Annotated in this window: 19 protein-coding genes; 10 read left to right on the top strand and 9 right to left on the bottom strand. The window is 64.4% G+C overall.

The annotated features are described in order from the left end of the window. Positions 1-24 precede the first annotated feature (24 nt). Positions 25-2,442: a glucose/quinate/shikimate family membrane-bound PQQ-dependent dehydrogenase gene (locus tag K3F44_RS05005; RefSeq protein ID WP_220633455.1), complete on the bottom strand. Its 2,418-nt coding sequence runs from the start codon at positions 2,440-2,442 to the stop codon at positions 25-27. A gap of 331 nt (positions 2,443-2,773) precedes the next feature. On the opposite strand from K3F44_RS05005, the gene K3F44_RS05010 reads away from it, so the two are divergent. Next, complete coding sequence (locus K3F44_RS05010; RefSeq protein ID WP_220633456.1) at positions 2,774-3,673, top strand: LysR family transcriptional regulator; 900 nt, start codon at positions 2,774-2,776, stop codon at positions 3,671-3,673. Positions 3,674-3,790: 117 nt separating this feature from the next. Then, a complete protein-coding gene (locus tag K3F44_RS05015) occupies positions 3,791-4,990 on the top strand; it encodes an MFS transporter (protein WP_220633457.1) in 1,200 nt (399 codons plus the stop codon). Positions 4,991-5,037: 47 nt separating this feature from the next. On the opposite strand, the gene K3F44_RS05020 is transcribed toward K3F44_RS05015, so the two are convergent. Further along, the gene (locus tag K3F44_RS05020) at positions 5,038-5,898 is read right to left on the bottom strand and encodes a CAP domain-containing protein (protein WP_101318755.1); all 861 of its coding nucleotides are present in this window, start codon (positions 5,896-5,898) and stop codon (positions 5,038-5,040) included. Between the two features lie 393 nt (positions 5,899-6,291). Here K3F44_RS05020 and K3F44_RS05025 point away from each other — a divergent pair, with 393 nt between their 5' ends. From K3F44_RS05025 to K3F44_RS05050, 6 genes are read left to right on the top strand one after another with little or no spacing between them, the layout of a single operon-like run. Further along, positions 6,292-7,881, top strand: a complete 1,590-nt coding sequence (locus K3F44_RS05025) for an ABC transporter substrate-binding protein (RefSeq protein WP_220634142.1) — start codon at positions 6,292-6,294, stop codon at positions 7,879-7,881. After that, entirely contained in the window at positions 7,878-8,867 is a 990-nt protein-coding gene (locus K3F44_RS05030) for an ABC transporter permease (RefSeq protein ID WP_150569481.1), read from the top strand. The genes K3F44_RS05025 and K3F44_RS05030 overlap by 4 nt, the downstream gene beginning before the upstream one ends. After that, a complete protein-coding gene (locus tag K3F44_RS05035; RefSeq protein ID WP_220633458.1) occupies positions 8,864-9,727 on the top strand; it encodes an ABC transporter permease in 864 nt (287 codons plus the stop codon). The genes K3F44_RS05030 and K3F44_RS05035 overlap by 4 nt, the downstream gene beginning before the upstream one ends. Continuing rightward, complete coding sequence (locus K3F44_RS05040) at positions 9,724-11,436, top strand: ABC transporter ATP-binding protein (protein WP_188035783.1); 1,713 nt, start codon at positions 9,724-9,726, stop codon at positions 11,434-11,436. Before K3F44_RS05035 ends, K3F44_RS05040 begins: the two co-directional genes overlap by 4 nt. Before the next feature lie 10 nt (positions 11,437-11,446). After that, on the top strand, positions 11,447-12,658 hold the full coding sequence (locus K3F44_RS05045; RefSeq protein WP_101318763.1) for an acyl-CoA dehydrogenase family protein: 1,212 nt from the start codon (positions 11,447-11,449) through the stop codon (positions 12,656-12,658). Further along, positions 12,655-14,037, top strand: coding sequence for an MFS transporter (locus K3F44_RS05050; RefSeq protein WP_150569477.1), 1,383 nt, complete (start codon positions 12,655-12,657; stop codon positions 14,035-14,037). Before K3F44_RS05045 ends, K3F44_RS05050 begins: the two co-directional genes overlap by 4 nt. Before the next feature lie 38 nt (positions 14,038-14,075). Here the strand turns inward: K3F44_RS05050 and K3F44_RS05055 are convergent, their stop codons facing one another. The 5 genes from K3F44_RS05055 to ribBA form a co-directional block, all read right to left on the bottom strand. Continuing rightward, on the bottom strand, positions 14,076-15,224 hold the full coding sequence (locus K3F44_RS05055) for an ABC transporter ATP-binding protein (RefSeq protein ID WP_101318767.1): 1,149 nt from the start codon (positions 15,222-15,224) through the stop codon (positions 14,076-14,078). 19 nt (positions 15,225-15,243) lie between these two features. Then, a complete protein-coding gene (locus K3F44_RS05060) occupies positions 15,244-16,053 on the bottom strand; it encodes an ABC transporter permease (protein WP_103437076.1) in 810 nt (269 codons plus the stop codon). Between the two features lie 6 nt (positions 16,054-16,059). Beyond that, positions 16,060-16,977: an ABC transporter permease gene (locus K3F44_RS05065; protein ID WP_101318771.1), complete on the bottom strand. Its 918-nt coding sequence runs from the start codon at positions 16,975-16,977 to the stop codon at positions 16,060-16,062. After that, positions 16,974-17,999 (bottom strand): ABC transporter substrate-binding protein, encoded by a 1,026-nt coding sequence (locus tag K3F44_RS05070; protein WP_101318773.1) that lies wholly within the window; start codon positions 17,997-17,999, stop codon positions 16,974-16,976. The genes K3F44_RS05065 and K3F44_RS05070 overlap by 4 nt, the downstream gene beginning before the upstream one ends. 199 nt (positions 18,000-18,198) lie before the next feature. After that, complete coding sequence (gene ribBA, locus K3F44_RS05075) at positions 18,199-19,317, bottom strand: bifunctional 3,4-dihydroxy-2-butanone-4-phosphate synthase/GTP cyclohydrolase II (RefSeq protein WP_150569476.1); 1,119 nt, start codon at positions 19,315-19,317, stop codon at positions 18,199-18,201. Positions 19,318-19,395: 78 nt separating this feature from the next. On the opposite strand from ribBA, the gene K3F44_RS05080 reads away from it, so the two are divergent. Beyond that, the gene (locus K3F44_RS05080; protein ID WP_150571871.1) at positions 19,396-19,689 is read left to right on the top strand and encodes a DUF1330 domain-containing protein; all 294 of its coding nucleotides are present in this window, start codon (positions 19,396-19,398) and stop codon (positions 19,687-19,689) included. A gap of 46 nt (positions 19,690-19,735) precedes the next feature. Here K3F44_RS05080 and K3F44_RS05085 read toward each other — a convergent pair whose 3' ends face one another. Continuing rightward, positions 19,736-20,458 (bottom strand): pirin family protein, encoded by a 723-nt coding sequence (locus tag K3F44_RS05085; protein WP_220633459.1) that lies wholly within the window; start codon positions 20,456-20,458, stop codon positions 19,736-19,738. A 282-nt stretch (positions 20,459-20,740) separates the two neighbouring features. Between K3F44_RS05085 and K3F44_RS05090 the strand changes: the two genes are divergently transcribed. Continuing rightward, positions 20,741-21,619, top strand: a complete 879-nt coding sequence (locus K3F44_RS05090) for a LysR family transcriptional regulator (protein ID WP_181087727.1) — start codon at positions 20,741-20,743, stop codon at positions 21,617-21,619. 42 nt (positions 21,620-21,661) lie between these two features. Here the strand turns inward: K3F44_RS05090 and K3F44_RS05095 are convergent, their stop codons facing one another. Next, on the bottom strand, positions 21,662-23,074 hold the full coding sequence (locus tag K3F44_RS05095) for a cytosine permease (RefSeq protein WP_220633460.1): 1,413 nt from the start codon (positions 23,072-23,074) through the stop codon (positions 21,662-21,664). Between the last annotated feature and the right edge of the window lie 160 nt (positions 23,075-23,234).

Genomic DNA, 23,234 nt, shown 5'->3' on the forward strand with positions numbered 1-23,234 from the left:
CATGCCGCACGGAAGTGACGCGCGTTATGGCAAGGCGTAGGCCATTACATAATCGCCACGGTCGGTCGACTGGCGGGCACCGCCAGCGGTGACGACCACGTATTGCTTGCCGGTCTTGGGCGAGACGTAGGTCATCGGGCCACCCTGGCTGCCGACGGGCAGGCGGGCTTTCCAGACCTCCTCACCGTTGCCGCTGTTGAAAGCGCGCAGGTAGAAGTCCTGGGTGCCGGCGATGAACACCAGGCCGCCTTGGGTCGACAAGGTGCCACCCAGCGTCGGCAGGCCAACCTTGATCGGCAGGTGCATGCGGATGCCGAGCGGGCCGGTGTCTTCAACGGTGCCGACCGGCACTTGCCAGGCGACCTGGCGGGTCTTCATGTCGATCGCGGTCAGGGTGCCGAATGGTGGCGCCTGGCAAGGGATGCCGGCAATCGACAGGAAGCGGTTCTTGTTCACCGCGTACGGCGTGCCTTTCAGCGGTACCGCGCCCATGCCGGTGTTCAGCGCTTCGCCACCACCGGCGGCTTTGCCCTGGTTCTGCGACGGGATCATCTGGACCCACAGCCCCAGGCGCATGTCGTTGACGAAGATGAAGCCATGCACCGGATCGGTGGAGATGCTGCCCCAGTTCATGCCGCCCAGCGAGCCCGGGAAGCTCAGCGACAGGTCGGTGCCTGGCGCGGTATAGAGGCCGTCGTAGCGCATCTTCTTGAAGTCGATGCGGCACAGCAATTGGTCATACGGGGTTGCGCCCCACATGTCCGATTCGGTCAGGGTCTGCGCGCCGATCTGCGGCATGCCGACTGACTTCGGTTGGGTCGGCGAGTACGGTTCGTTGGGGATGTTGCTTGGCTTGACCGGCACTTCGTCGACCTGGGTCAGCGGTTTGCCAGTGGCACGGTCGAGCACGTAGATCTGCCCGGCCTTGGTGCCGATCACCACCGCAGGGACGGTCTGGCCGTCGTCCTTGATGAAGTCGATCAGGCTCGGCTGCATCGGCAGGTCGAAGTCCCACAGGTCGTTGTGGACGGTCTGGTAGACCCACTTCTCGTTACCGGTGGTAGCGTCCAGCGCCAGTACCGATGCGCCGTAGGTGTGGTCGAGCTTGCTGCGTTCTACACCATAGATGTCGGTGGACGACGAACCCATCGGCAGGAACACGGTGTTCATTGCCGGGTCGTAGGACATCGGCGCCCAGCTGTTCGGCGTGCTGCGCACGTAGGTGCTGCCGTCAGTCGGGGCGTTACGGTCTTCAGGGTTGCCTGGGTCGAAGGCCCAGCGCATTTGCCCGGTGATCACGTCAAAACCACGGATCACGCCACCTGGCATGTCAGTCTGGACGTTGTCGGCAACACGCCCGCCAACCACCACGGTGGTGCCGGCCATCAGCGGTGCCGAGGACAGCTGATAGTACGAATCCGGGACATCACCCAGGCCCGCCATCAGGTTGACCTGGCCGTTGTTGCCAAAGCCTTGGCAGAACTCGCCGGTATCCGCGTCGACTGCAATCAAGCGACCGTCGATGGTGTTGGTCAGCAGGCGGCGCTGGCAGTTGGCGCCAGGGGCAACCGTGGCTGCAACGACCGGCGAGCTGTTCGGCTGGGAGGGCTGGGCCAGCGGCGCGCTAGCGTCGAAGTAGGCCATGCCACGGCAACGCTGCCAGACTTTCGACTGGGCGTTGATGGTGTTTTTCCACAGCTCCTTGCCGGTGTCGGCGTCGAGTGCGATCAGGTTGTTGTGCGGGGTGCAGATGAACACCTTGTTGCCGACCTGCAATGGGGTCAGCTGGTCTTCGGCACCGTTGCCGTCGCTGAGGGCGACATCACCGGTGTGGTAGGTCCAGGCGACCTGCAGCTTGTCGACGTTGCCACGGTTGATCTGGTCGAGGGCGGCGAAGCGGCTGCCACCTTCGGTATTGCCGTAGTGAGCCCAGTCTTTCTGCGCTTGCGCAGGTTCGACGGCGGTCAACCCCGGACCTTTGCCAGTTGGGGCAACGCTTGGGTGGGCGACGAACATGTTGCCGGCCGCGACCACGACTGCTACCGCCATGACGCCAGCGACGGCGTAGGCGCCGCGGCCAGTGGCGGTGCCGTTGGCGCGGGCCAGCAGCGGGTACACCAGCGCGACTACGGTGCCGATCACGGCAAACATGAACAGGCGCGAGAACAGCGGCCAGAACACCAGGCCGGTGTCGAGCACTGCCCACAGCGCGGTGCCGAGCAGGAACGCGGCATACAGCCAGGCGCCGGCGATCTTGCGGCGGGCGATGAGGATACCGGCGATGGCCATGGCCAGGCCGCCGATCAGGAAGTACCAGGAGCCGCCCAGACCGGCCAGCTTGATGCCGCCGGCAGCCAGCAGCAGGCCGAGCAGGGCGATGATCACGCCCAGGCCAACCAGAATGATTTTCGAGGCGCCTGAGGCGCGCGGTGAGTCGTTCATGCCAAGGATCTCGCAGGTGGAATACGCGGAGTTTAAGCCCTTAGCAAGCTAATTAACAAGTTGGTACATTTGCCCTTGAGACCTATTGTCGCAGGGCTGAGCTTGCCAAGATGCCTCGAAAAGCTTAGATCAAGTCGCCAACTCCAGCTTAAAAACGGCGAAATCAATAATGTGAAAATTTCGCGAAAAAGCTTGATCTGGCTTTGTCGAGGTAGATTTTTGCGTCTGCCCGCTGCGGTCAAGCTGGCGGACTGGTCAGGTAAGGCTGGCCGTGATTGCACCCAGGCTCCATTTGGAGCAAGGTTGGCCGATTTGGCGGACATCAACTGCGATGGACAAGCTGCTGGCAATCAAGGCCTTCATGGCAACCGTCGACGCGCGCGGCTTTTCGGCTGCAGCGCGTAACCTTGGGGTCGCCACCTCTTCAGTGACGCGCCTGGTCGATGCCCTGGAGGCTGAACTGGGCGCCGCCTTGCTCAACCGCTCCACCCGGCAAGTCAGCCTGACCGAGGCGGGCGCCAGTTATTACCAGCGCTGCCGCGAGGTGCTCGAGGCATTGGCCGAGGCCGATGCCAATGTCGGCGACCGTGGCGAGGAGCCCGTCGGGGTGCTGCGTTTGTGCCTGCCCGTCGAGTTCGGCCGGCGGGTGATAGCGCCGCATCTGGGGCGCTTTCTCGCCACGCATCCGGGGCTTGAGCTGGACATCGACCTGAGTGATCGCTTCGATGACCTGCTCGAGGGCCGCTACGATGTGAGTATTCGCCTGGGCGAGGCCGCGCCCAGCGACGAACTGATCTGCCGTCCGCTCGGACGCTTTCAGCGCTGGCTGGTGGCAAGCCCCGCGTACCTCGCCGGGCCCGCGCCGCTGGAGCACCCACGAGGTCTCAATGAACACGCCTGCCTGCGTTTTCGCTATGGGCAGTCCGCTCGGCCGTGGCGCCTGTCACGTGACGAGCAGACGCTGGAGCTGGATATCAGCGGGCCGCTGCGCAGCAGTAACGCCGATGTGCTGCGCGAAGCTGCACTGAGTGGCGCCGGCATTGCCTTGCTGGCCGACTGGCTGGTGCGCGAAGACGTCGCCGCCGGGCGTTTGCTGCGGCTGTTGCCTGATTGGCAGATCAGCCCCGGCTCCGCCAGCAACGCGATCAATGCCCTGTACCTGCCCAACCACCGCGGCTCACGCCGGGTACAGGCGTTTGTCGGCTTTTGCGAGGCACTGCTGGGCGAGTGAGGGCAGGGCGTTGCGCTACGCGCAAAGACCCCTTGCGCAGCCGCTGGATTCTCTTGCCCTGCACCGCTGGGTAACGTGCACAACATCTTCCCTGATCATCCACCGAGGCACCTGCACATGAGCCCATCCATCGCTGCCAGCCAGCCCTCCACCGCAGGCCTGAGTCGGGCCCTGGTAACCCTGTTGGCGTTTTGCTGTGGCGCGATCGTCGCCAATATCTACTACGCCCAGCCGATTGTCGGCCTGATTGCGCCAGACCTTGGCCTGTCAGCCGAGCACGCCAGCCTGATCGTGTCGCTGACCCAGCTCGGCTACGCGCTTGGTCTGCTGTTACTGGTGCCTCTGGCAGACCTGGTGGAAAACCGCCGGCTGATGGTTGCTACCGCAGTGCTGGCTTGCATCAGCCTCGTCCTGGCGGGCACCAGCAGCAATGGCCAGGGTGGCTTGTTTCTTGGCTATGCCTTGTTGATCGGCTTCAGCTCGGTGTCGGTGCAGATGCTCATTCCTCTGGCAGCGCACCTTGCCCCTGAGCAACAGCGCGGGCGCGTGGTGGGCAATATCATGGGTGGCCTGTTGCTGGGGATACTGCTGGCACGGCCACTGGCGAGCGTGGTTGCTGACCACTTCGGCTGGCGCACAGTGTTTGTCGGCGCCGCCGGGATCATGCTGGCGATCATCCTCTTGCTGGCGCTGACCTTGCCGCGGCGGGTGCCTGAGCACAAAGCCAGCTATGCGCAACTGATGGCCTCTTTGGCAGGGCTGTTGCGCCGCTACCCGGTACTGCGTCAGCGCTCGCTGTATCAGGCGTTGATGTTCGCCGCGTTCAGCCTGTACTGGACGGCGGTGCCGATGGCATTGAGCGGGGAGCATGGCCTGTCGCAGAGCCAGATCGCAGTGTTCGCTCTGGTGGGCGCAGTCGGCGCAGTCGCTGCGCCATTGGCGGGGCGGCTGGCTGATGCCGGGCATGCCCGCCGCGGCTCGCTGCTGGCATTGGTGCTGGCGCCGCTGGCGCTGTTGCTGGGCCTTAGCGCGCCGGGGTTCAGCGTGATCGGCCTGGCGCTGAGCGGGGTACTGCTGGACTTCGCCGTGCAGATGAACATGGTGATCGGCCAGCGTGAGGTGTATGCGCTGGACCCGGCCAGCCGCGGCCGATTGAATGCGCTGTACATGACCAGCATCTTCGTCGGCGGCGCAGCGGGCTCGGCGCTGGCCAGCCCACTGTATGAGCAGCTCGGCTGGCATGGCGTAGCGCTGGTGGGCGCCACATTGCCACTGCTGGCGCTGGGCATATTCGTGCTGCGTAGCCGGCGCGGTTGAAGGCGCCGCTTCAATGACTGCAGAGCGAGCGGACTCAGCTCAGGCGATCATTGCGGCGCACCAAACAAGCCGGTCCAGTAGATCCCGGCATCGCTCTTGGGGTCCACGGCGTAGGCCGCGCCCAGTTCGCTGAAATCCGGGTTCATCAGGGTTGCGCAATGGCCTGGGCTGGCCAGCCAGCCATCGATGACCTTGCGCGGAGTGTCCAGCCCGGCCGCGATGTTTTCGCCGACCAGCCGATAGGAGTAGCCGGCCAGTTCGGCGCGGTCACCCGGAGTGCGTCCATCACGGTCGATGTGATCGAAGAAGTTCTGATTGGCCATCGCCCGGGTATGGTCGGCAGCAACGCCGGCCAAGGTGGCGTTCCAGCTGAGCGGCGCGGCGGCGGCGAACGGCTGGCCACCGCATTGGCGGGGCAGCTGGCGCGCTGCATTGATCTCCTGCAGCAGCTTCTGGCCTTCGGCCTGCCAGTCACCGAGGCGACCACTGAGCAGCGGCCGAGCCAGCACGATGCGCCAGTCGCGGCCTTCCTGGCTGACGCCTATATCGACGAACTGCGGGTCGAGCACCACCTGGCAGAAGCTTTCGGCGATGGCCTTCATCGCCGCCGGCGCATCGCGCGGCCCGGACAGGCTGATCGCCTGCACGTTGACCATCGGGTAAGCCGCGCGGGACATTGCCTGCTGCAGGTCGCGGGTGCCTTCCGGCGACAGCGCCAGGCGGGTATCGCTGCTCAACGGCGGCAGCTCCAGCGAACCTTCGCCGGCGCAGCTCTGCGGCTGGCTGCGGTAGGCGTTGATCGACGCGATCAGTTGCCCTTCCTCGCTGGTGAACGCCTGGGCGCCACAAGACACACCCAGGCCCAGCGTCAGCACGGTAAGACAGGCAACGGATGACAGGACGCGCATGTGTATCTCCCTATCTGGCAGCGCGAGACTCGGCGCTGCTCATCCTACACAAGCATCTGGCTTTTGGCCCTGCGTCGTGCGGTGCAATTGAACGGCCGATTGTCGAACATTATCGGCAAAAGAGGGAGTAGACCTTTCTTGCTGAAGAAAGTGCGGTACTTGCTGGGAATTATTTGCATTCTCAGCAGGCCGCTGGCCGTTACTGTCCGCAGGCCAACAGCAGTGCAACAGTTTGCCCGTCGCCATTCACTGCCAATAAGGTCAAACCCAGCAAAATCAGGGCGTTGAAACCAGGCACAGGTCCTGCAATAGCCCTTGCACACCCCTTGGGCCCGTGCAGGAGCATCCTTGAATAACTCCATCCTCCCCCTGACCTTGCTCAGTGCAGCATTGATGCTGGTCGGCTGCGAACGCACCGAGCAGGTCAACGCCCATGGCGATCAGCCGGTCCACGGCGGCACACTGGTGTACGCCACCGACCGCGAACCAACCTGCCTTGACCCGCACGTCGCCGGGGACATGCCGCAGGTATTCGTTGCTCAGCAATACCTCGACTCGCTGGTGTCGATGGACAGCCAAGGGCGCATCGGCCCGTGGCTGGCCACGCACTGGCAGGTCGCCGCGGATGGCCTCAGCTACACCTTCCAGCTACGCCGCGATGTGCGCTTTACCGATGGCACGCCGTTCAATGCCGAGGCGGTCAAGGCCAACCTCGATCACATGGCCAACCCCAAGACCCAGTCGAGTACCGCCGGTGGCTATATCCGCCAGTATCGTGGCACCGATGTGATCGACGACTACACCGCTGTGGTCCACCTGGCAACGCCCTATGCAGCGTTTCTCGAAGTGCTGGCGCAGGGCTTTCTCGGTATTCAGTCGCCTACCGCGCTCAAGCGCAGCCGTGACGTCAACTGCGAAAGCCCGGTCGGCAGCGGGCCGTTCAAGGTGGTGCGCTGGGACCGGCAGAACCAGGTTGAGCTGGTGCGCAACCCGGACTATAACTGGGCGCCGCCAACCGCCCAGCACCAGGGCCCGGCTTACCTGGAACGGATCGTGTGGAAGTTCATCCAGGAGCCGTCGGTACGCTTTGCCTCGCTGCAGGCAGGCGAAGTCGATGTGATCGAAACCCTGCCGCCCGAATCCCACGAGGCCGCACGGCGCAACCCGGATGTCGAGCTGATCGTCGCCCAACGCCCGGGTAACCCCACCAACGGCACTTTCAACCTGCGTCGCGCCCCGTTCGATGACATCCGCGTGCGCGAAGCCTTTGTGCGCAGCGCCGATATCGAGGGCGCGCTGAAGAGCGTTTATTTCGGTGAATTCCCCCGCGCCGGCGGCCCGCTGAGCATGGCCACGCCGTTCTACAGTGCCGATTTCGAGCACAGCCAGGAGTACCAGCCGGCCCGCGCCGCCAAGCTGCTCGATGACGCTGGCTGGACCAGCCGCGATGCCGAGGGCTACCGCAGCAAAGACGGCAAGCGCCTGCGCGCAACGGTGTTGATCGGGGCACGCACACCGCCGTCGGAGCTGACCTTGTGGGAGCAGGTCCAGGCCACCACCCGCGAGGCCGGGATAGAGCTGGTGCTGGAGCAGATGAGCGATGTGCAGGTCACGGCCCGGCAGGCCGCCTGGGACTACGACATCCGCATTGGTTACTGGAACACCAACACCCCGGACGTGCTGCGGATCATCTTCAGCTCGGCTTTCGTCCAGCCGGCCGGGGTCGGTGGCTACCACCAGAATTCCTCAGGCTACGCCGATCCCGGCTTCGACAGCCTGCTTGATCAGGCCCTGGCCACGCAGCAGCCGGAGCAGCGCCGCGCGCTGTATCAGCAGGCCCAGGCGCAAGCCGCCGGGCAATACCTGCAGCTCACCACCTATCCGCAAAGCACTCGCCTGGGCATCTACAAGACCGCCCGAGGCGTGCGCCTGGAGCCGTCGTTGGCGGTCACTTACCTGTATGACGCCTGGGTGATCAAATGAGCAGTGCAACTGAACTGGCAATAGCCGACCCGCGCCGCGAGCGCCTGGCCGCACTCGGCCGCCGCGCCGTAATCCGCCTTGGTGGCGGGTTGCTGGTGCTGTGGGCCGTGGCGACGCTTACGTTTTTTGCCTTGCGTCTGATGCCGGGCGATCCGGTGCTGGCGATTCTCGGTGGTCCCAGCGGCAACCCCAGTCCGGAAACCATCGAAGCCACGCGCATCGAGTTCGGTCTGGATAAACCGCTGGCCGTGCAATACCTGCTGTACCTGGGCCGCCTGCTGCAAGGCGACCTTGGCCTGTCCTACTCGCAGCACCTGCCGGTGACGCGGGTGCTGGCCGAGCAGGGCGGTGCGACGCTTGAGCTGACCATCGCCGCGTTGTTGCTGGCCTGGGTGCTGGTGTTGTTGCTGACGGTGATCACCGCCGGGCGCGGTCGTCTGATCGGCGGGCTGGCCTCGCTGGCCGAAACCCTCAGCGCCGCCTTGCCGCACTTCTGGCTTGGCGTGGTGCTGCTGGCGGTATTTGCCTTTGGCCTGCGCTGGTTCCCGCCGGCGGGCAGCGACAGCCTGGCCAGTTTGGTATTGCCGGCATTTTCTCTGGCCATTCCGCTGGCGGGTTTCATTGCCCAGGTGACCCGCGAGTCGCTCGAGCTGACCCTGGAACAACCGTTCATTCTCACCGCCCGCAGCCGTGGCTTGAGTGACCTGGCCGTGCGCTTCCGGCATGCCTTGCGCCACGCCTTGTTGCCCGGGGTTTCGCTGTCGGGTTGGGCCATTGGCGCGCTGATCAGCGGCGCGGTGGTGTGCGAAGTGATCTTTTCCCGCAAGGGCATCGGCCGCCAGCTGTATCAGGCGGTGCAGGCCCAGGACATGCCGCTGGTGATCGGCATCAGCCTGGTAGTTGCCGCGGGCTATGTGCTGGCCAACATTCTGGTGGACCTGCTCTACCAGTGGATCGACCCCCGCCAACAGGAGGCCACGCCATGAGCGACCTGATACTTGACCGTGTGCAGGCGCCGCTGCACCGTCAGCGACGGATCAACCTGCCGCCAGTCGGCGCAAGCCTGGCCCTGCTGTTTCTGGCCGCGTTACTGCTGGCTGCGCTGTTTCCCCAGCTATTTACCCACGTCGACCCACTGGCAATCGTGCCGCGCGATGCGTTCCAGGCGCCGAGCTGGGCGCACTGGCTGGGCACTGATCAATCCGGACGCGACATCTTTGCGCGGATCATTCACGGCGCCCGCCAGAGCCTGCTGATCGGCGTCGCCGCCACGGCGTTGTCGATGACCATCGCAATCAGCCTGGGCTTGCTTGGCGGCCTCGGTGGTGCGCGGGTCGACCGCGCTGTCGGCTGGCTGCTGGAGGTGCTGTTTGCCTTCCCCAGCTTGATCCTGGCGTTGCTGTTCGTGGCGGTGTTCGGCAGCGGCGTCGGCACGCTGATCGTTGCCACCGGCCTGGGGGGTGCGCCCGGTTACGCGCGCATGGTGCGCGGCCAGCTGCTGGCGGTGCGCAACGCCGGCTACATTGAAGCGGCGCGCGCGCTCGGCCATCCCACCTCGCGGATTGTGCTGCGCCAACTGCTGCCCAACGCCATGCGCCCACTGGTGGTGACCATGACCATGGGCGTCGGCCAGGCCATTGTCTGGGCCTCGGCGCTGAGTTTTCTAGGCCTAGGCGCCCGGCCGCCGGCACCGGAGTGGGGGACCATGCTGTCGATGGGCCGCGACTTCATCGCCAGCGCCTGGTGGCTGACGTTCTTCCCTGGGCTGTTCATCGTTCTTACCACCCTGGCCACGACGGTCACGGGGCGCTTCATTCAACAACGCCTGGAGGGCCGCCAAGCATGAGTGACAAGACCTTGATCGTCGACGGCCTGACGGTGTCGTTCGCCGGCCAGAGTGTGGTCCGCGACCTGAGCTTTACCCTGGCGCCCGGGCGCTGCGTGGCCTTGGTCGGCGAGTCCGGCTCGGGCAAGAGCGTCAGCGCCCGGAGCCTGGTCGGCCTGACCGGCACGGGCGCCGTGGTGTCGGCGCGTCAGTTGCGCTTTGCCGACCACGACCTGCTTGATCTCAGCGAGCGTCAGTGGCGGCAGGTGCGCGGCAAAGACATCGGCTTTGTCTTGCAGGATGCGCTGGTCTCGCTCGACCCGTTGCGACCGGTCGGCAAAGAGATCCTTGAAGTGTTGCAGACCCATGGCTACGGCGACCGCCAGCAGCGTGCGGCGCGGGTGCATGAACTGCTTGAGCTGGTCGGCGTGCCGGACCCTGCACTACGCGCCCGCCAGCGCCCCGGACAGCTGTCGGGAGGCTTGCGTCAGCGCGCCCTGATCGCCAGCGCGCTGGCCATGCAGCCGGCGCTGGTGATCGCCGACGAGCCAACCACCGCGCTGGATGCCACGGTGCAGGCGCAGATTCTGCAGGTGTTTCAGCAGATCAAGGCGCGCGGTGCGTCGCTGCTGATCATCAGCCACGACCTGGCCGTGGTTGCCCAGTTGGCTGACGAGGTGCTGGTGCTGCGCCATGGCGAAGTGGTCGAGCAGGGGCCGATGCAGCAGGTGCTGCGCGAGCCTCGACATGCCTACACCAAGGCGTTGCTGGCGGCGGTGCCAGCCGAGCATCCGCGGGGCACCCGGCTGTCGCCGCAACGCGTGGCCAGCACGCCCAGGCTGGTCAACCGTGGCCTGGGCGAGGTCCTGCTCGAAGGCCGTGACCTGGGCAAGCGCTACACCGGCCCGGACGGGCTGGCGCGGCAAGTGGTGCAGGGCGTCAGCTTCACCCTGCACGCCGGCCGCACGCTAGGCATCGTTGGTGAGTCCGGCTCGGGCAAAACCACCGTGGCGCGCCTGGCGCTGGGCCTGCTGACGCCAGACCAGGGCCAGGTGCTCTATCGCGGCAAACCCTGGAACCTGCCCGACGATGCCATCGCCGAGGCCAGCCGGCGGCCGCTGCGCCGCGAAATCAGCGTGATCTATCAAGACCCGCTCGGTTCGTTCGACCCGCGCTGGACGGTTGCGCAGATTTTGGATGATGCCTTGCAGGTCGCCGGCGTCGAGGCGCCAGCACGGCCGGCGCGGATTGCCGTGCTGCTCAATCAGGTGCGCCTTGCCGCGGACCTGGCCCAGCGCCGTCCTTTGCAGCTGTCGGGCGGCCAGCGTCAGCGCGTGGCGATCGCCCGCGCCATCGCAAGCGAGCCGAAGCTGATCATCTGCGACGAGCCGGTATCGGCGCTGGACGTCTCGGTGCAGGCGCAGGTGCTGGATCTGCTCGCTGATCTGCAGGACGAACTGGGCCTGGCCTACCTGTTTATCTCCCACGACCTGGGGGTGATCCGCCATGTCAGCGACGACGTGCTGGTGATGCGTCACGGCCAGGTCGTCGAGCATGCACCGGTCGAGCAGCTGTTCCGGCAGCCGGCCCATAAATACACCCAGCGTCTGCTTGGCTCAGTACCGCGCCTGCCCGGCGCGGGCACTGAATTGGTCGTACCGCCGCTCGACCTCGAGCATGAGGCCTTCGACCTGTTCGACGAAGCAAGACTGTGGAAAATTGCCATCTAAGGACTGCCCCATGACTACCTTTCAACGTTTGCCTGCCCAAGCCCCAGCCAATACCGTCGCCGCGCTGAAGGCCCGTGTCAGCGCCTTGCTGCCGGCGATTGCCGCCGGCGCTGCCGAGCGTGAGCGCGAACGCCGGCTACCCTATGCGGCCATCGCCGAGCTGGCCGCAGCTGGCCTGTACACCGTGCGTATCCCGCAGCAGTACGGCGGCCCTGGTGGCAGCGTCAGTGATGTGATCGAGTTGCTGCTGCAGGTGGCCGCCGCCGACTCCAACGTCGCCCAGGCGCTGCGCCCGGGCTTCGCCTTTGTCGAAGGCCTGCTCGCGGCCAGCGCCGAGGGTGCCGAACAGGAGCGCGTGCGCTGGTTTGCCGTGTACCTGCAAGGTGCGGTGATCGGCAATGCCGGCTGGGAGCTGGGCGGTGCCAATGGCGCCATTGCCGCGCGTTTGGTGCGCGAGGGCGATCACTTCCGCGCCAACGGCAGCAAGTTCTATAGCACCGGGGCGCTGTTTGCCGACTACGTCAGCGCGGTGGCGTTGGACGAGGACGAGCAGCCGGTGTCGTTCATCCTGCCGCGTGACCGCGAAGGACTGGAGCTGGTCGACGACTTCGATGCCATGGGCCAGCGCCTGACCGCCAGCGGCACCACCCACCTGCACAACGTGCGGGTCGAGGCCAGCGACATCCGCACGCGCACCGTGGAGGAGGGCAAACGCACCATCGTCACGCCGTTCCTGCAGCTGTTTCTCGGCACCGTGCTGGCTGGTATCGCCCGCAATGCCCTGAACGACGCGGGCCAGTTTGCCCGTGAGCATGCACGGCCGATCAAGCACAGCAGCGCCAGCCAGTCGGTCGATGACCCGTACGTGCAATTGTCGGTGGGCGATATTGCCGCCAGGGCTTTCGGTGCCGAGGCACTGGTGCTCAAGGCCGCCGCCAGTATCGATCGCGCCTGGGCCGCGCAGCTGGATGAAAGTGCCGTCGAGCAGGCTGCACTGGAAGTCGCCCAAGCGCAGTACCTGGCAGCCGAATTGGCGCTGAAAGCCGGCGAAACCCTGTTCGATGTCGGCGGTGCCTCGACCACTGGCCGTCAGCACAACCTCGACCGGCACTGGCGCAATGCGCGCACGGTGGCCAACCACAACCCGCGCCACTGGAAGGCGGCGGTAGTCGGCGCCTGGCAGCTCAAGGGCACCCGGCCACCCGTCTCGGGGCTGTTTTGACGGCTCAGCCGGCGGCTTTGGTCGGCCATCTGCAAAGCCCCAAGGTGCCGGTGATCATCGGCGCTGCGCTGTTCATGGAACTGCTCGACAGCACGGCGGTGATGACCGCGCTGCCGAGCATGGCCGCCGATTTTGGCGAGCCGGGGCTGCGCATGAACCTGGTGGTCTCGCTGTACATGCTGGCCCTGGCGCTGTGCGTGCCGATCAGCGGCTGGGCGGCCGAGCGTTTTCGCCCACGGCAGGTAATGCTGCTGGCGATGGGCTTGTTTACCGGCGCCTCGCTTACCTGTGCGCTGGCTGACACGCTCTGGCAACTGTGCCTCGGGCGCATGCTGCAAGGTGCTGCCGCAGCGCTGATGACGCCGGTGGGGCAGGTGATCATCCTGCGCTGGTCGAGCCGCGATCAGTTGCTGCAGTCGATGTCGTGGCTGGCGTTGCCGGCATTGGTCGGGCCGTTGCTGGGGCCGCTGCTGGGCGGTTTGTTGGTGACGGTGCTGTCGTGGCACTGGATCTTTCTGGTCAACCTGCCGATCTGCCTGCTTGGCTGCTGGTTGATTCTCAAACATGTGCCGGACTTTCCGGCGCGCAGTGTACCGCCACTGGACTATCGCGGCCTGCTGCTCAGCGGCGGCGCGTTGGCGCTGCTGGTGGCTGGCCTGGAGTCGCTAGGCCTTGGCCAGCTGCCGCGGCCATGGGCCCTCGCGCTGATCGCCGCCGGCGGGCTGTTTGCCCTCGGCTATTGGCTGCATGCCCGCCGCCATGCCAGCCCACTGGTCGACTTGAGCCTGTTGCGCCTGCGCAGCTTCGGTGTTGCCCAGGCGGGCGGGGGGCTGTTCCGGCTGGGCTCGGCGGCACAGCCGTTTCTGCTGGTGCTGTTGCTGCAAAACAGCCTGGGCATGAGCCCACTGGCGGCGGGGTGGTTGATGGTCAGCGGCGGCGTCGGGGCGTTGTTGATGAAGTTGCTGGCAGTGCCGCTGGTACGCCGTTACGGCTACCGCCGGGTACTCAGCTGCAACGCACTGCTCAGCGGCGTGGGCATCGCCTTGTGCGCAGCGTTCGACCGCGATACGGCAGTGTGGTTGATGGCGGTGGTGCTGTTTGCCGCAGGCCTGGTGCGCTCGTTGCAGTTTTCCACCCTGGGTGCAGCGAGCTATCAGGATGTGCCAGGCGAACGCTCGGCGGCGGCCAGCTCGCTGTCGGCGATGTCGGTGCAGTTGACCATGGCCATGTCGGTAAGTCTGGCTGGGGTGATGCTGGGGATCCTGGCCGCGGCTGATGGCCGGGTCGAGACGTCTGTCGAAGATATCGCTGTAGTGATGCTGCTGTCGGCGCTGCTGTGTGTGCTCTCGGGGCTGGTGTTCCGGCGTTTAGCCAACTGATTGAACGGGGCCGCACACCAGCCCCGTTCATTGGTCGATCAGTGCGCGCCGGCGGCCTTGCTCAGGTCGCTCTCGGCCCACTCGGTGTAGATGCAGGCATCGGCCACCGCCCAGCGCACCTTGACCGTGTCGCCCGGCTGCATCGGCATACCGGCTGCCGACAAGGCCTTGACTGTCATCTCGGTGCCGCCTGCGCTGACCACATGGCAGGTCTGGCTTTCACCAAGGAACAACACTTCGCTGACCTTGGCACTGACTTCGTTCCAGCCTGCCGGCAAGGGCTCCCGCGCTGCCTGTTCGGCGCTCAGGGCGAGGGCTTTTTCCGGGCGCACCATGATCAGCGCGTCCTGCCCGGCGACCAGTCCTGGGGTCAGGCGAATCGCCAATGGCTGCCCTTCGAAACTGCCGGCGCCGTTGCTGCTGGCCTTGATCCGGAAGAAGTTCGAGTTGCCCAGGAACGACGCCACAAAGGCATTCGGCGGGTTCTGGTAGAGGTCATAACCGCTGCCCAGGCCGACGATCTTGCCGTGGCTGAAGATGGCGATGCGCTGCGACAGGCGCATGGCTTCTTCCTGATCGTGGGTCACGTAGACGATGGTGATACCGAGGCGACGGTGCAGCTGGCGCAGTTCGTCCTGCAGGTCTTCGCGCAGCTTTTTGTCCAGTGCGCCGAGCGGCTCGTCCATCAGCAGGATGCGGGGCTCGTAGACCAGCGCGCGAGCAATCGCCACGCGCTGCTGCTGGCCGCCGGAGAGCTGCGCCGGGCGGCGGTGGGCGAACTGCTCGAGCTGCACCAGCTTGAGCATGGCGTCGACGCGCTTGCTGATCTCGCTGGCGCTGAGCTTGCGGATCGCCAGCGGGAAGGCAATGTTGTCGCGCACCGACAGGTGCGGGAACAGCGAGTAGCGCTGGAACACCATGCCGATGTCGCGCTTGTGCGGCGGCACATTGACCAGCGATTGCTCGTCGACCAGGATCTCGCCGCTGCTCGGTGTCTCGAACCCGGCCAGCATCGACAAGGTGGTCGACTTGCCCGAACCGCTGGAGCCGAGGAAGGTCAGGAATTCGCCGTTCTGGATATCCAGGTTGATGTTGTCGACGGCGGCGAAATCGCCGTAATGCTTGTTCAGATTACGCAGGCTGACAAGGGTCTTGTTCGGCGCGTTGTCTTTCATCACTGCACTCATTGTTATTGTCTCCGGGCACTCAGGCGCTGACTGGATTGCGCCGGCGCAGGGCGGCGGCGATGAGCATGACCAGGAGCGACAGGCCGATCAGCAACGTCGAAGCGACGGCGATCACCGGGGTCAGGTCCTGGCGCAGGGTGGTCCACATTTTGACCGGCAGGGTCTGCAGGTTGGGGCTGGCCATCATCACACTGAGCACCACCTCGTCCCATGACACCAGAAACGCGAACAGGCCGCCGGCGATCATCCCCGGGCGAATCGCCGGGAAGGTCACCTTGAAGATCGCCTGCAAGCGCGAGGCGCCGCAGATCACCGCAGCGTCTTCGATCGACTGGTCGAACAGCTTCAGCGAGTTGATGATCGAGATGATGGTGAAGGGCAGGGCGACGATCACATGGCTGACGACAAAGGCGAACAGCGTCCCGGTGTAGCCAAGCTTGAGAAACAGCGCGTAGACCGCCACGGCGATGATCACCAGCGGCACGATCATCGGCAGGGTAAACAGGCCGTAGAGCATTTCCCGCCCGGGGAAGCGCCCGCGCACCAGGGCGAAGGCGGTCGGCAAGCCCAGTGCTACTGCGCACACGGTGGTGAGCACGGCAACCTTGAGGCTGGCCAGAGCGGCGTCCATCCACTCCGGGTTGGAGAAGAACTGGCCGTACCACTTCAGGGTCCAGCCTGGCGGGGGGAATACCAGCCATTGCGAGGAGCCGAATGACAGCAGCACGATGAACAGGATCGGCAGCAGCAGAAACGCGGCAATCACACCGGTGGTGGCATACAGGCCAAACCGCAGCGGGCGGCCCATGGCATTTGGAGTCAGGAGCATCGCGGCTTACCTCGCATTGCCGACCGGGGATTCCGGCTGCAGCTTCAGGTACAGGTAGAAAAGCACCAGGGTGATCAACACCAACAGTGCGGCGGCAGCGCTGGCCAGGCCCCAATTGAGGAACGACTGCACCTGCTGGACGATGAACTCGGGCAGCATCATGTTCTGCGCACCACCGAGCAGGGCCGGGGTGACGTAGTAACCGAGCGACATGACGAACACCATCAAGGCCCCGGAGAACAACCCCGAGCGGCACAGCGGCAGGAACACCTTCCAGAAATTGGTCCACGGGCTGGCCCCACAGATGGAGCCTGCCTGCAGCACCATCGGGTCGATGGCGTGCATGGTTGCCTGCAACGGCAGCACGATGAACGGGATCATGATGTAGCTCATGCCGATCACCACGCCGGTCAGGTTGTGCACCATTTCCAGCGGCGCATCGATGATGCCCATCGCCATCAACGCCTTGTTGATCACTCCGGAGGCCTGCAGCAGCACCAGCCACGAGTAAGTCCGTGCCAGCAGGCTGGTCCACATCGACAGCAGCACGATGTTCAGCAGCCAACGGCCCCAGCCCTTCGGTACCAAGGTGATAGCCCAGGCCAGCGGAAAGCCCAGCAGCACGCTGATCAAGGTCACCAGGCCGGCCACCGAGAAGGTGTTGAACAGCACCCGTGCATAGGCCGAGTTGGCGAACAGCTGCTCGTAGTTGCCCAGCCCCGGCACCGGTTCGAGCACGCCGCGCAGGAGCAGGCCGATCAGTGGCGCAAAGAAGAACAGGCCTAGGAACACCAGCGCGGGCAGCAGGTTACGGCTACCGCGCCAGCGTTGACCCATCCCGCTGCGGCGGGTGGCCGTGCCGGGGGCGCCGGTGCCGCTGGGGGCACCTTGCGCGTTGTGCAGGGCGTTGATGGCGACTTTCATTTGACCAACCACTCATTCCAGCGCGCAGCGATGGCCTGGCCGTTTTTCGCCCAGTAGGCGAAGTCCAGTGTGACCTGATCCTGGGCGTAGGCGGTGGGCAGGTTCGGCGCCAGTTCAGGTTTGAGCTGGCTGACGCTGTCGAGGTTGACCGGGGCGTAGGCGGTGAGATTGGCGAACTCGGCCTGGCCCTTGGCGCTGCTGGCGTTGGCCAGGAACTTCATCGCCGCGTCCTTGTTCTTGGCGCCTTTGGGAATGACCAGAAAATCAGCCATGACCAGGTTCTGCTTCCAGCTCACACCGACTGGTGCGCCGTCTTGTTGCAAGGCATACACGCGGCCGTTCCAGAACTGCCCCAGCGACACTTCACCAGACGCCAGCAGTTGCTGCGACTGGGCGCCGCCGCCCCACCAGACGATGTCTTTCTTGATGGTGTCGAGTTTCTTGAAGGCGCGGTCCAGGTCCAGCGGGTACAGTTTGTCGGCGGCTACACCATCGGCCAGCAGGGCCAGTTCCAGCACGCCGGGGCTTGGCCACTTGTACAGGGCGCGCTTGCCGGGGAAGGTTTTGGTGTCGAACAGCGCCGACCACTCGGCCGGCTTGTTGCTACCAAGCTTGCCTTCGTTGTAACCGAGCACAAACGAGAAGAAGAACGAGCCGACACCGTGGTCGGAAACGAACCGCGGGTCGATCCGGTCGCGTTTGACGGTGTTGAAATCCAGCGGCTCGAGCAGGCCTTCTGCTGCGGCGCGAAGGGCAAAGTCGGCTTCGACGTCCACCACATCCCACTGCACGTTGCCACTCTCGACCATGGCCTTGAGCTTGCCGTAGTCGGTCGGGCCGTCCTGCACCACCTTGATGTTGCTCTCTTTGGAGAACGGCTCGGCCCACGCCTGCTTCTGCGCGTCCTGGGTCGTACCGCCCCAGCTGACGAAGTTGAGGCTGTCGGCGGCCTGGGTGGCCTGACAGGCCAGGGTCAGCAGGCTGGCGGACAGCACTGCGCTTACACGTTTGCTCAACAGCATGGTTACGCCCTCGTTACTTTTGTTATTCGAGGCGGGTTCTGTCACCCGCCAATATGTTCGGGAGCAGCAATTTCAACGATGTGGTGCGGCCAGTTTTGAGTGTAGGAGCCGGCCAAGATTTTAAGGTCTACGGGATATCATATTATGGTATTCCAAACTTTTCGCAAGAGGCATGCGTGTACCGGCGGTCAGCGATTGCTCAAAGCACAGCGGGCTCGAACGGGATGCTTTGCACCACTTCAAGCTCATACCCAGCCAAACCCGCGTACTTGAGCGGCGGCCCCAGATGGCGCAGTTTGCCCACGCCCAGGTCCTGCAGAATCTGCGCGCCGGTGCCGACCTCCGAATAGACCTTGGACTGGCCTCGCTGATAGGGCCGCACGGGCTGGGTCAGGTGTGGCACACGCTCCAGCAGCGCTTGCGAAGACTCGTGATTGGCCAGCACAACCACTACCCCGGAGCCTTCTTCAGCGACCCGTTGCAGGGCGGCCCACAAGGTCCAGTTGGCGGGACCGGCGTACTCGGCGCCGACCAGGTCGCGCAGCGGGTCGATTACGTGCACACGTACCAGGGTGGGTTGTTCGCGGCGGATATCGCCCATGACCATGGCCATGTGCACGCCACCTTCGATCCGGTCTTCATAGGTCACCAGACGGAAGGTGCCGTGCACGGTGGGCAGTTCGCGCTCACCGATGCGCTTGATGGTCTGCTCGGTGCTCAGGCGATAGTGGATGAGGTCGGCGATGGTGCCGATCTTGATGCCATGCTCGGCGGCGAACACTTCCAGGTCGGGGCGGCGGGCCATGGTGCCGTCGTCATTGAGCACTTCGACGATGACCGAGGCCGGGCTGAACCCGGCCAGGCGTGCCAGGTCGCAGCCGGCTTCGGTATGCCCGGCCCTGGTCAGCACGCCGCCTTCGCGGGCGCGCAGGGGGAAGATATGCCCCGGCTGGACCAGGTCCTCGGGGCGAGCATCGGCCGCCATCGCAGCCGCTACCGTGCGCGCGCGATCAGCGGCGGAGATACCGGTGGTGACGCCGCTGGCGGCTTCGATGGAAACGGTGAAAGCGGTGCTGAACACGCTGCCGTTGCTCGGCACCATCTGCTCCAAGCCCAGCCGCTGGCAGTGCTCGTCGGTGAGCGTCAGGCAAATCAGCCCGCGTGCCTGGCGCGCCATGAAGTTGATCGCCTGGGCGTCGCAGCGTTCAGCCGCGATCAGCAGATCGCCTTCGTTTTCACGGTCTTCGTCGTCCACCAGCAGGACCATCTTGCCTTGCCGATAGTCCTCGAGAAGTTCTTCGATGCTGTTGAAAGCCATGCTGCACGCTCGCTGTAGTTTGTCGATTATTGTGGTATACCATCATACACAACAATCTGAAAAACTGGAGAGCAGCGGATGAAGGCTTACTGGATCGCCCACGTCGATATCAGCGACCTCGAGCAGTACCAACAGTACACCCAGCGCGCGCCGGCAGCGTTCAAGGCGTACGGCGGCAAGTTCCTCGCCCGGGGCGGGCGCAGTGAAGCGTTGGAAGGCAGGTCGACACCGCAGCGCAGTGTGGTGATCGAGTTCGATTCTTATGAGCAGGCACTGGCCTGCTATCGCTCGGCGGAATATCAAGACGCCTGTAGCCACCGACAAGGGGTGGCCAAGGCTGAGGTAATCATTGTTGAGGGGGTCGAGGGTTGAGCACTGCGTGAAGCAGGTGAGGGGCCAGCACTGACGGCCCCTCTGCTCATGCCATCCCAGGCAGCTCGTTCGGGCGCAGGTCGAATACCAGCACTTCAGCGTCGTGGCCGTTGGCCAGGCTCAGCACCTGCTCCTGGCGTAGCCGCACGCCGTCACCTTCGCTGAGCAGCTGGCCGTTCAGCTCGATGCTGCCGCGGGCAACATGCACATAGGCATGACGGTTGTCCGGCAGCTTCAAGGTGGCACGCTCATCACCGTTGAACAGCCCGGCATAGACCTTGGCATCCTGGCGCACCTGCAGCGAGCCCTGTGCACCATTCGGTGAGATGATCAGGCGCAAGCGGCCACGTTTGTCAGCAGCGCTGAAGTGCTGCTGCTGATAGCGCGGCTCGGCGCCTTTGACCTGCGGCACGATCCAGATCTGCAGAAAATGCACCGACGCGTCATGGCTGTGGTTGAACTCGCTATGGGCAACACCGTGGCCGGCACTCATCAGCTGCACGTCACCGGGGCGGATCACCGAGCCGGTGCCTAGCGTGTCCTTATGTTCCAGCGCGCCTTCCAGCACGTAGGAAAAAATCTCCATGTCCCGGTGCGGATGCTGACCGAAGCCCTGGCCGGGCGAGACGCGGTCGTCGTTGATCACCAGCAGGTCGGAGAAACCTTGCTCTTCAGGGTCGCGATAGCTGCCGAAGGAGAAGGTGTGAAACGATTTCAGCCAGCCATGAAAGCCCAGGCCGCGGTCTTGTGCTTTGCGAAGTGTGAGCATGGTGATTCTCCTGTGAGCCTGCGCCGGGAAGGCTTTGGGCTGTTGATGGATGAATCTTACTGTCACTCAGTATCATGAAAAACTAGCTTCTCAGAGATTAACTGTCAGGTTCAGGCTGACAATACTGCGCCAATACAGCGAGGTGGGCTTTATCCGGATCTATCATCAACCGACTGATTCAGTTCAATGATCTCGAGGCTTTTCGATCAACCAATAAACCAATAGATGCCCAGGCAGACAAAAGCCGCTATAAAGCGCTCGACCGTCACCAAGAGCAACCCGATGAACCCATACGAAGACATGCGCATTTTCACCCAGGTCATGCAGGCCGGTAGTTTCACCGCGGCAGCCGACCTGCTGGGCATGTCCAAGCAGTCGGTCAGCCGGCGCCTGATGCAGCTTGAAGAACGCCTCGGCGTGCGCTTGCTCAACCGTTCGACCCGGCGCCTCGACGCCACCCCACTGGGCCAGCAGTACTTCGATTCTGCCGTGCGCCTGCTCGGCGAGATGCAGCAGGCCGAGCAGGACATCAGCGGCCAGACCCAGGCTCTGCGCGGGACCCTGCGCTTGAGCGCGCCGCTGTCGTTTGCCATCAGCCATCTGGGCAGTTTGCTCACCGAGTTTCTGCAACTGCATGCGCAGTTGATCGTCGAGATCGACCTGAGCGACCGCGCTGTGGACCTGATCGGTGAGGGCTACGATCTGGCGCTACGGATTGGCACGTTAGAGGACTCAAGCCTGGTTGCGCGGCGTATTGCAAGTATCGAGCGGGTGTATTGTGCCAGCCCGGGCTACCTAGCCGCGCGCGGCACACCGCTCGAACCCGAAGCGCTGCGCGAGCATGATTGCCTGCCCTATGGTCATTCACGCCAGGTGCAGTGGCAGTTCAAGGGGCAGGGCAAGACACTGCAGGCGATCGCCGTCAGTGGGCGCATGCGGGCCAACAATGGCGAGCTATTGAGAGATGCGGCGATTGCCGGGATGGGGGTGACCTACTTGCCGGCTTTCATCGTCGAGCAGGCGCTGGCCGATGGGCGTCTGGTCAAGTTGCTCGAGGCCTGGACACCGCCGCCGCTACAGCTGTCGGCGGTGTATCCGCAGCACCGCCAAATCGCTCGGCCGGTGCAGGCCTTTGTCGAGTTTCTGCGCGAGCGACTGTAGCCAAACCGGGCCGGCGCGAGGCCAGCCCGTGATGGCCTTGGCTCAGGCAGCTGCGGCCAGTTTGGCGCTGGTCTGGCGCCGGCGGTAAGCGCTATCGCGGCTGGCCAGCCACCAGTACAGCGGCGAGGTGATCAGCAGCCCCACCAGCCACGACAGGTCGGCGCCGTTGATGTGCTCGGACACCGGGCCGACGTACAACGGGGTGTTCATGAACGGGATCTGCACGATGATGCCTACGGCATAGGCCAGCAGCGCCTGCGGGTTGTAGCGGCCGTAGATACCGCCATCGACCTTGAAGATCGACTCGATGTCGTAGTCGCCCTTGTGGATCACATAGAAGTCGATCAGGTTGATCGCGGTCCACGGCACCAGTACCACCAACAGCACCAGCACCATGTCGACGAAGTGGCCGATAAAGTCCGCCGAAGCAAACACTGCCACCACGCAGCAGGCCGCGAGGACGATTAGCGACAGCACCGCACGGCTCTTGGCGGTGGGGATCCAGCGCCAGGCGAAGGTCTGGATCAGGGTGATGATCGACAGCACCGCGCCATACAGGTTGAGCGCGTTATGGCTGATCACGCTGAGCAGGAACAGCACCAGCATCAGCGGGCCGATGGCGCCGGTGGCCATCTTCACCGCGTCCATGGTGTCCATCCCGGCCGGGATCGCCAGCACGGCCACGGCGCCGAACACGAACGACAGGCTGGAGCCGAGCGCCGAACCGAGGTAGGTGGTCCAGAACGTCGAGGAGACTTTGACGTCGGCGGGCAGGTAACGCGAATAGTCGGACACATACGGCGCAAAGGCGATCTGCCACAGCGCGGCGAGCGAGACCGTGGCCAGCCAGCCGGCCAGGTTGAAGCCGCCGCGGGTGAGGAAGTCGTCGCTTTGCACATGGCTGAAGATATAGCCAAAGCCGACCACGATACCGATGCCCAATACCCAGGTGCCGATACGGTTGAGCACATGGATGAAGCGGTAACCGATGATGCCGATGATGCCCGATCCCAGCGCCCCGACCACGATGCCGACCGATACCGGAATCGACTCCGCGACACCGTGCAGTGACTTGCCGGCAAGAACGATATTGGATGCGAAGAAGCCGATGTACATGACCCCGGCAATCACCACCACCAGCAGGGCGCCGAGCGAGCCGAACTGGGCGCGGCTCTGAATCATCTGCGGGATGCCCATCTGTGGCCCCTGCGCCGAGTGCAGCGCCATCAGCACGCCGCCGAGCAAGTGGCCAACCAGAATGGCGACGATGCCCCACACCAGGTTCAGGTGAAACAGCTGCACGCCAAGCGCGCCGGTGACGATCGGCAGCGGCGCGATATTGCCACCGAACCAGAGGGTGAACAGATCCCTGACCTTTCCGTGGCGATCCTGCGGCGGTACGTAGCCGATTGTATGTTTTTCTATCAGAGGGGCCGAATTGGCTGCACTGGTCATGACTGACTCCAAGGCAAGGAGGGGCGTCGGGAGATCCCCGGGTACGCGCCGGCAATGGGCGACGTGTTCTTGTTGGAGGGATGATGGCGGCTGGTTGGCGAACGAGAAATTAGTAAATATGTACTCATGAACGTTAAAAAACCTAAGGCCGAACTCGGCC

It is taken from the genome of Pseudomonas sp. S07E 245 (assembly GCF_019599025.1).
Classification (GTDB): Bacteria; Pseudomonadota; Gammaproteobacteria; order Pseudomonadales; family Pseudomonadaceae; genus Aquipseudomonas; species Aquipseudomonas shirazensis.

Coding starts and splice junctions, on each gene's coding strand:
- K3F44_RS05040 (WP_188035783.1), top strand. CDS start 9,724: ATGAGTGACAAGACCTTGATCGTCGACGGCCTGACGGTGTCGTTCGCC.
- K3F44_RS05080 (WP_150571871.1), top strand. CDS start 19,396: ATGAAGGCTTACTGGATCGCCCACGTCGATATCAGCGACCTCGAGCAG.
- K3F44_RS05045 (WP_101318763.1), top strand. CDS start 11,447: ATGACTACCTTTCAACGTTTGCCTGCCCAAGCCCCAGCCAATACCGTC.
- K3F44_RS05090 (WP_181087727.1), top strand. CDS start 20,741: ATGAACCCATACGAAGACATGCGCATTTTCACCCAGGTCATGCAGGCC.
- K3F44_RS05065 (WP_101318771.1), bottom strand. CDS start 16,977: ATGAAAGTCGCCATCAACGCCCTGCACAACGCGCAAGGTGCCCCCAGC.
- K3F44_RS05020 (WP_101318755.1), bottom strand. CDS start 5,898: ATGCGCGTCCTGTCATCCGTTGCCTGTCTTACCGTGCTGACGCTGGGC.
- K3F44_RS05010 (WP_220633456.1), top strand. CDS start 2,774: ATGGACAAGCTGCTGGCAATCAAGGCCTTCATGGCAACCGTCGACGCG.
- K3F44_RS05060 (WP_103437076.1), bottom strand. CDS start 16,053: ATGCTCCTGACTCCAAATGCCATGGGCCGCCCGCTGCGGTTTGGCCTG.
- K3F44_RS05085 (WP_220633459.1), bottom strand. CDS start 20,458: ATGCTCACACTTCGCAAAGCACAAGACCGCGGCCTGGGCTTTCATGGC.
- K3F44_RS05030 (WP_150569481.1), top strand. CDS start 7,878: ATGAGCAGTGCAACTGAACTGGCAATAGCCGACCCGCGCCGCGAGCGC.
- K3F44_RS05095 (WP_220633460.1), bottom strand. CDS start 23,074: ATGACCAGTGCAGCCAATTCGGCCCCTCTGATAGAAAAACATACAATC.
- K3F44_RS05055 (WP_101318767.1), bottom strand. CDS start 15,224: ATGAGTGCAGTGATGAAAGACAACGCGCCGAACAAGACCCTTGTCAGC.
- K3F44_RS05070 (WP_101318773.1), bottom strand. CDS start 17,999: ATGCTGTTGAGCAAACGTGTAAGCGCAGTGCTGTCCGCCAGCCTGCTG.
- K3F44_RS05005 (WP_220633455.1), bottom strand. CDS start 2,442: ATGAACGACTCACCGCGCGCCTCAGGCGCCTCGAAAATCATTCTGGTT.
- K3F44_RS05025 (WP_220634142.1), top strand. CDS start 6,292: ATGCTGGTCGGCTGCGAACGCACCGAGCAGGTCAACGCCCATGGCGAT.
- K3F44_RS05035 (WP_220633458.1), top strand. CDS start 8,864: ATGAGCGACCTGATACTTGACCGTGTGCAGGCGCCGCTGCACCGTCAG.
- ribBA (WP_150569476.1), bottom strand. CDS start 19,317: ATGGCTTTCAACAGCATCGAAGAACTTCTCGAGGACTATCGGCAAGGC.
- K3F44_RS05015 (WP_220633457.1), top strand. CDS start 3,791: ATGAGCCCATCCATCGCTGCCAGCCAGCCCTCCACCGCAGGCCTGAGT.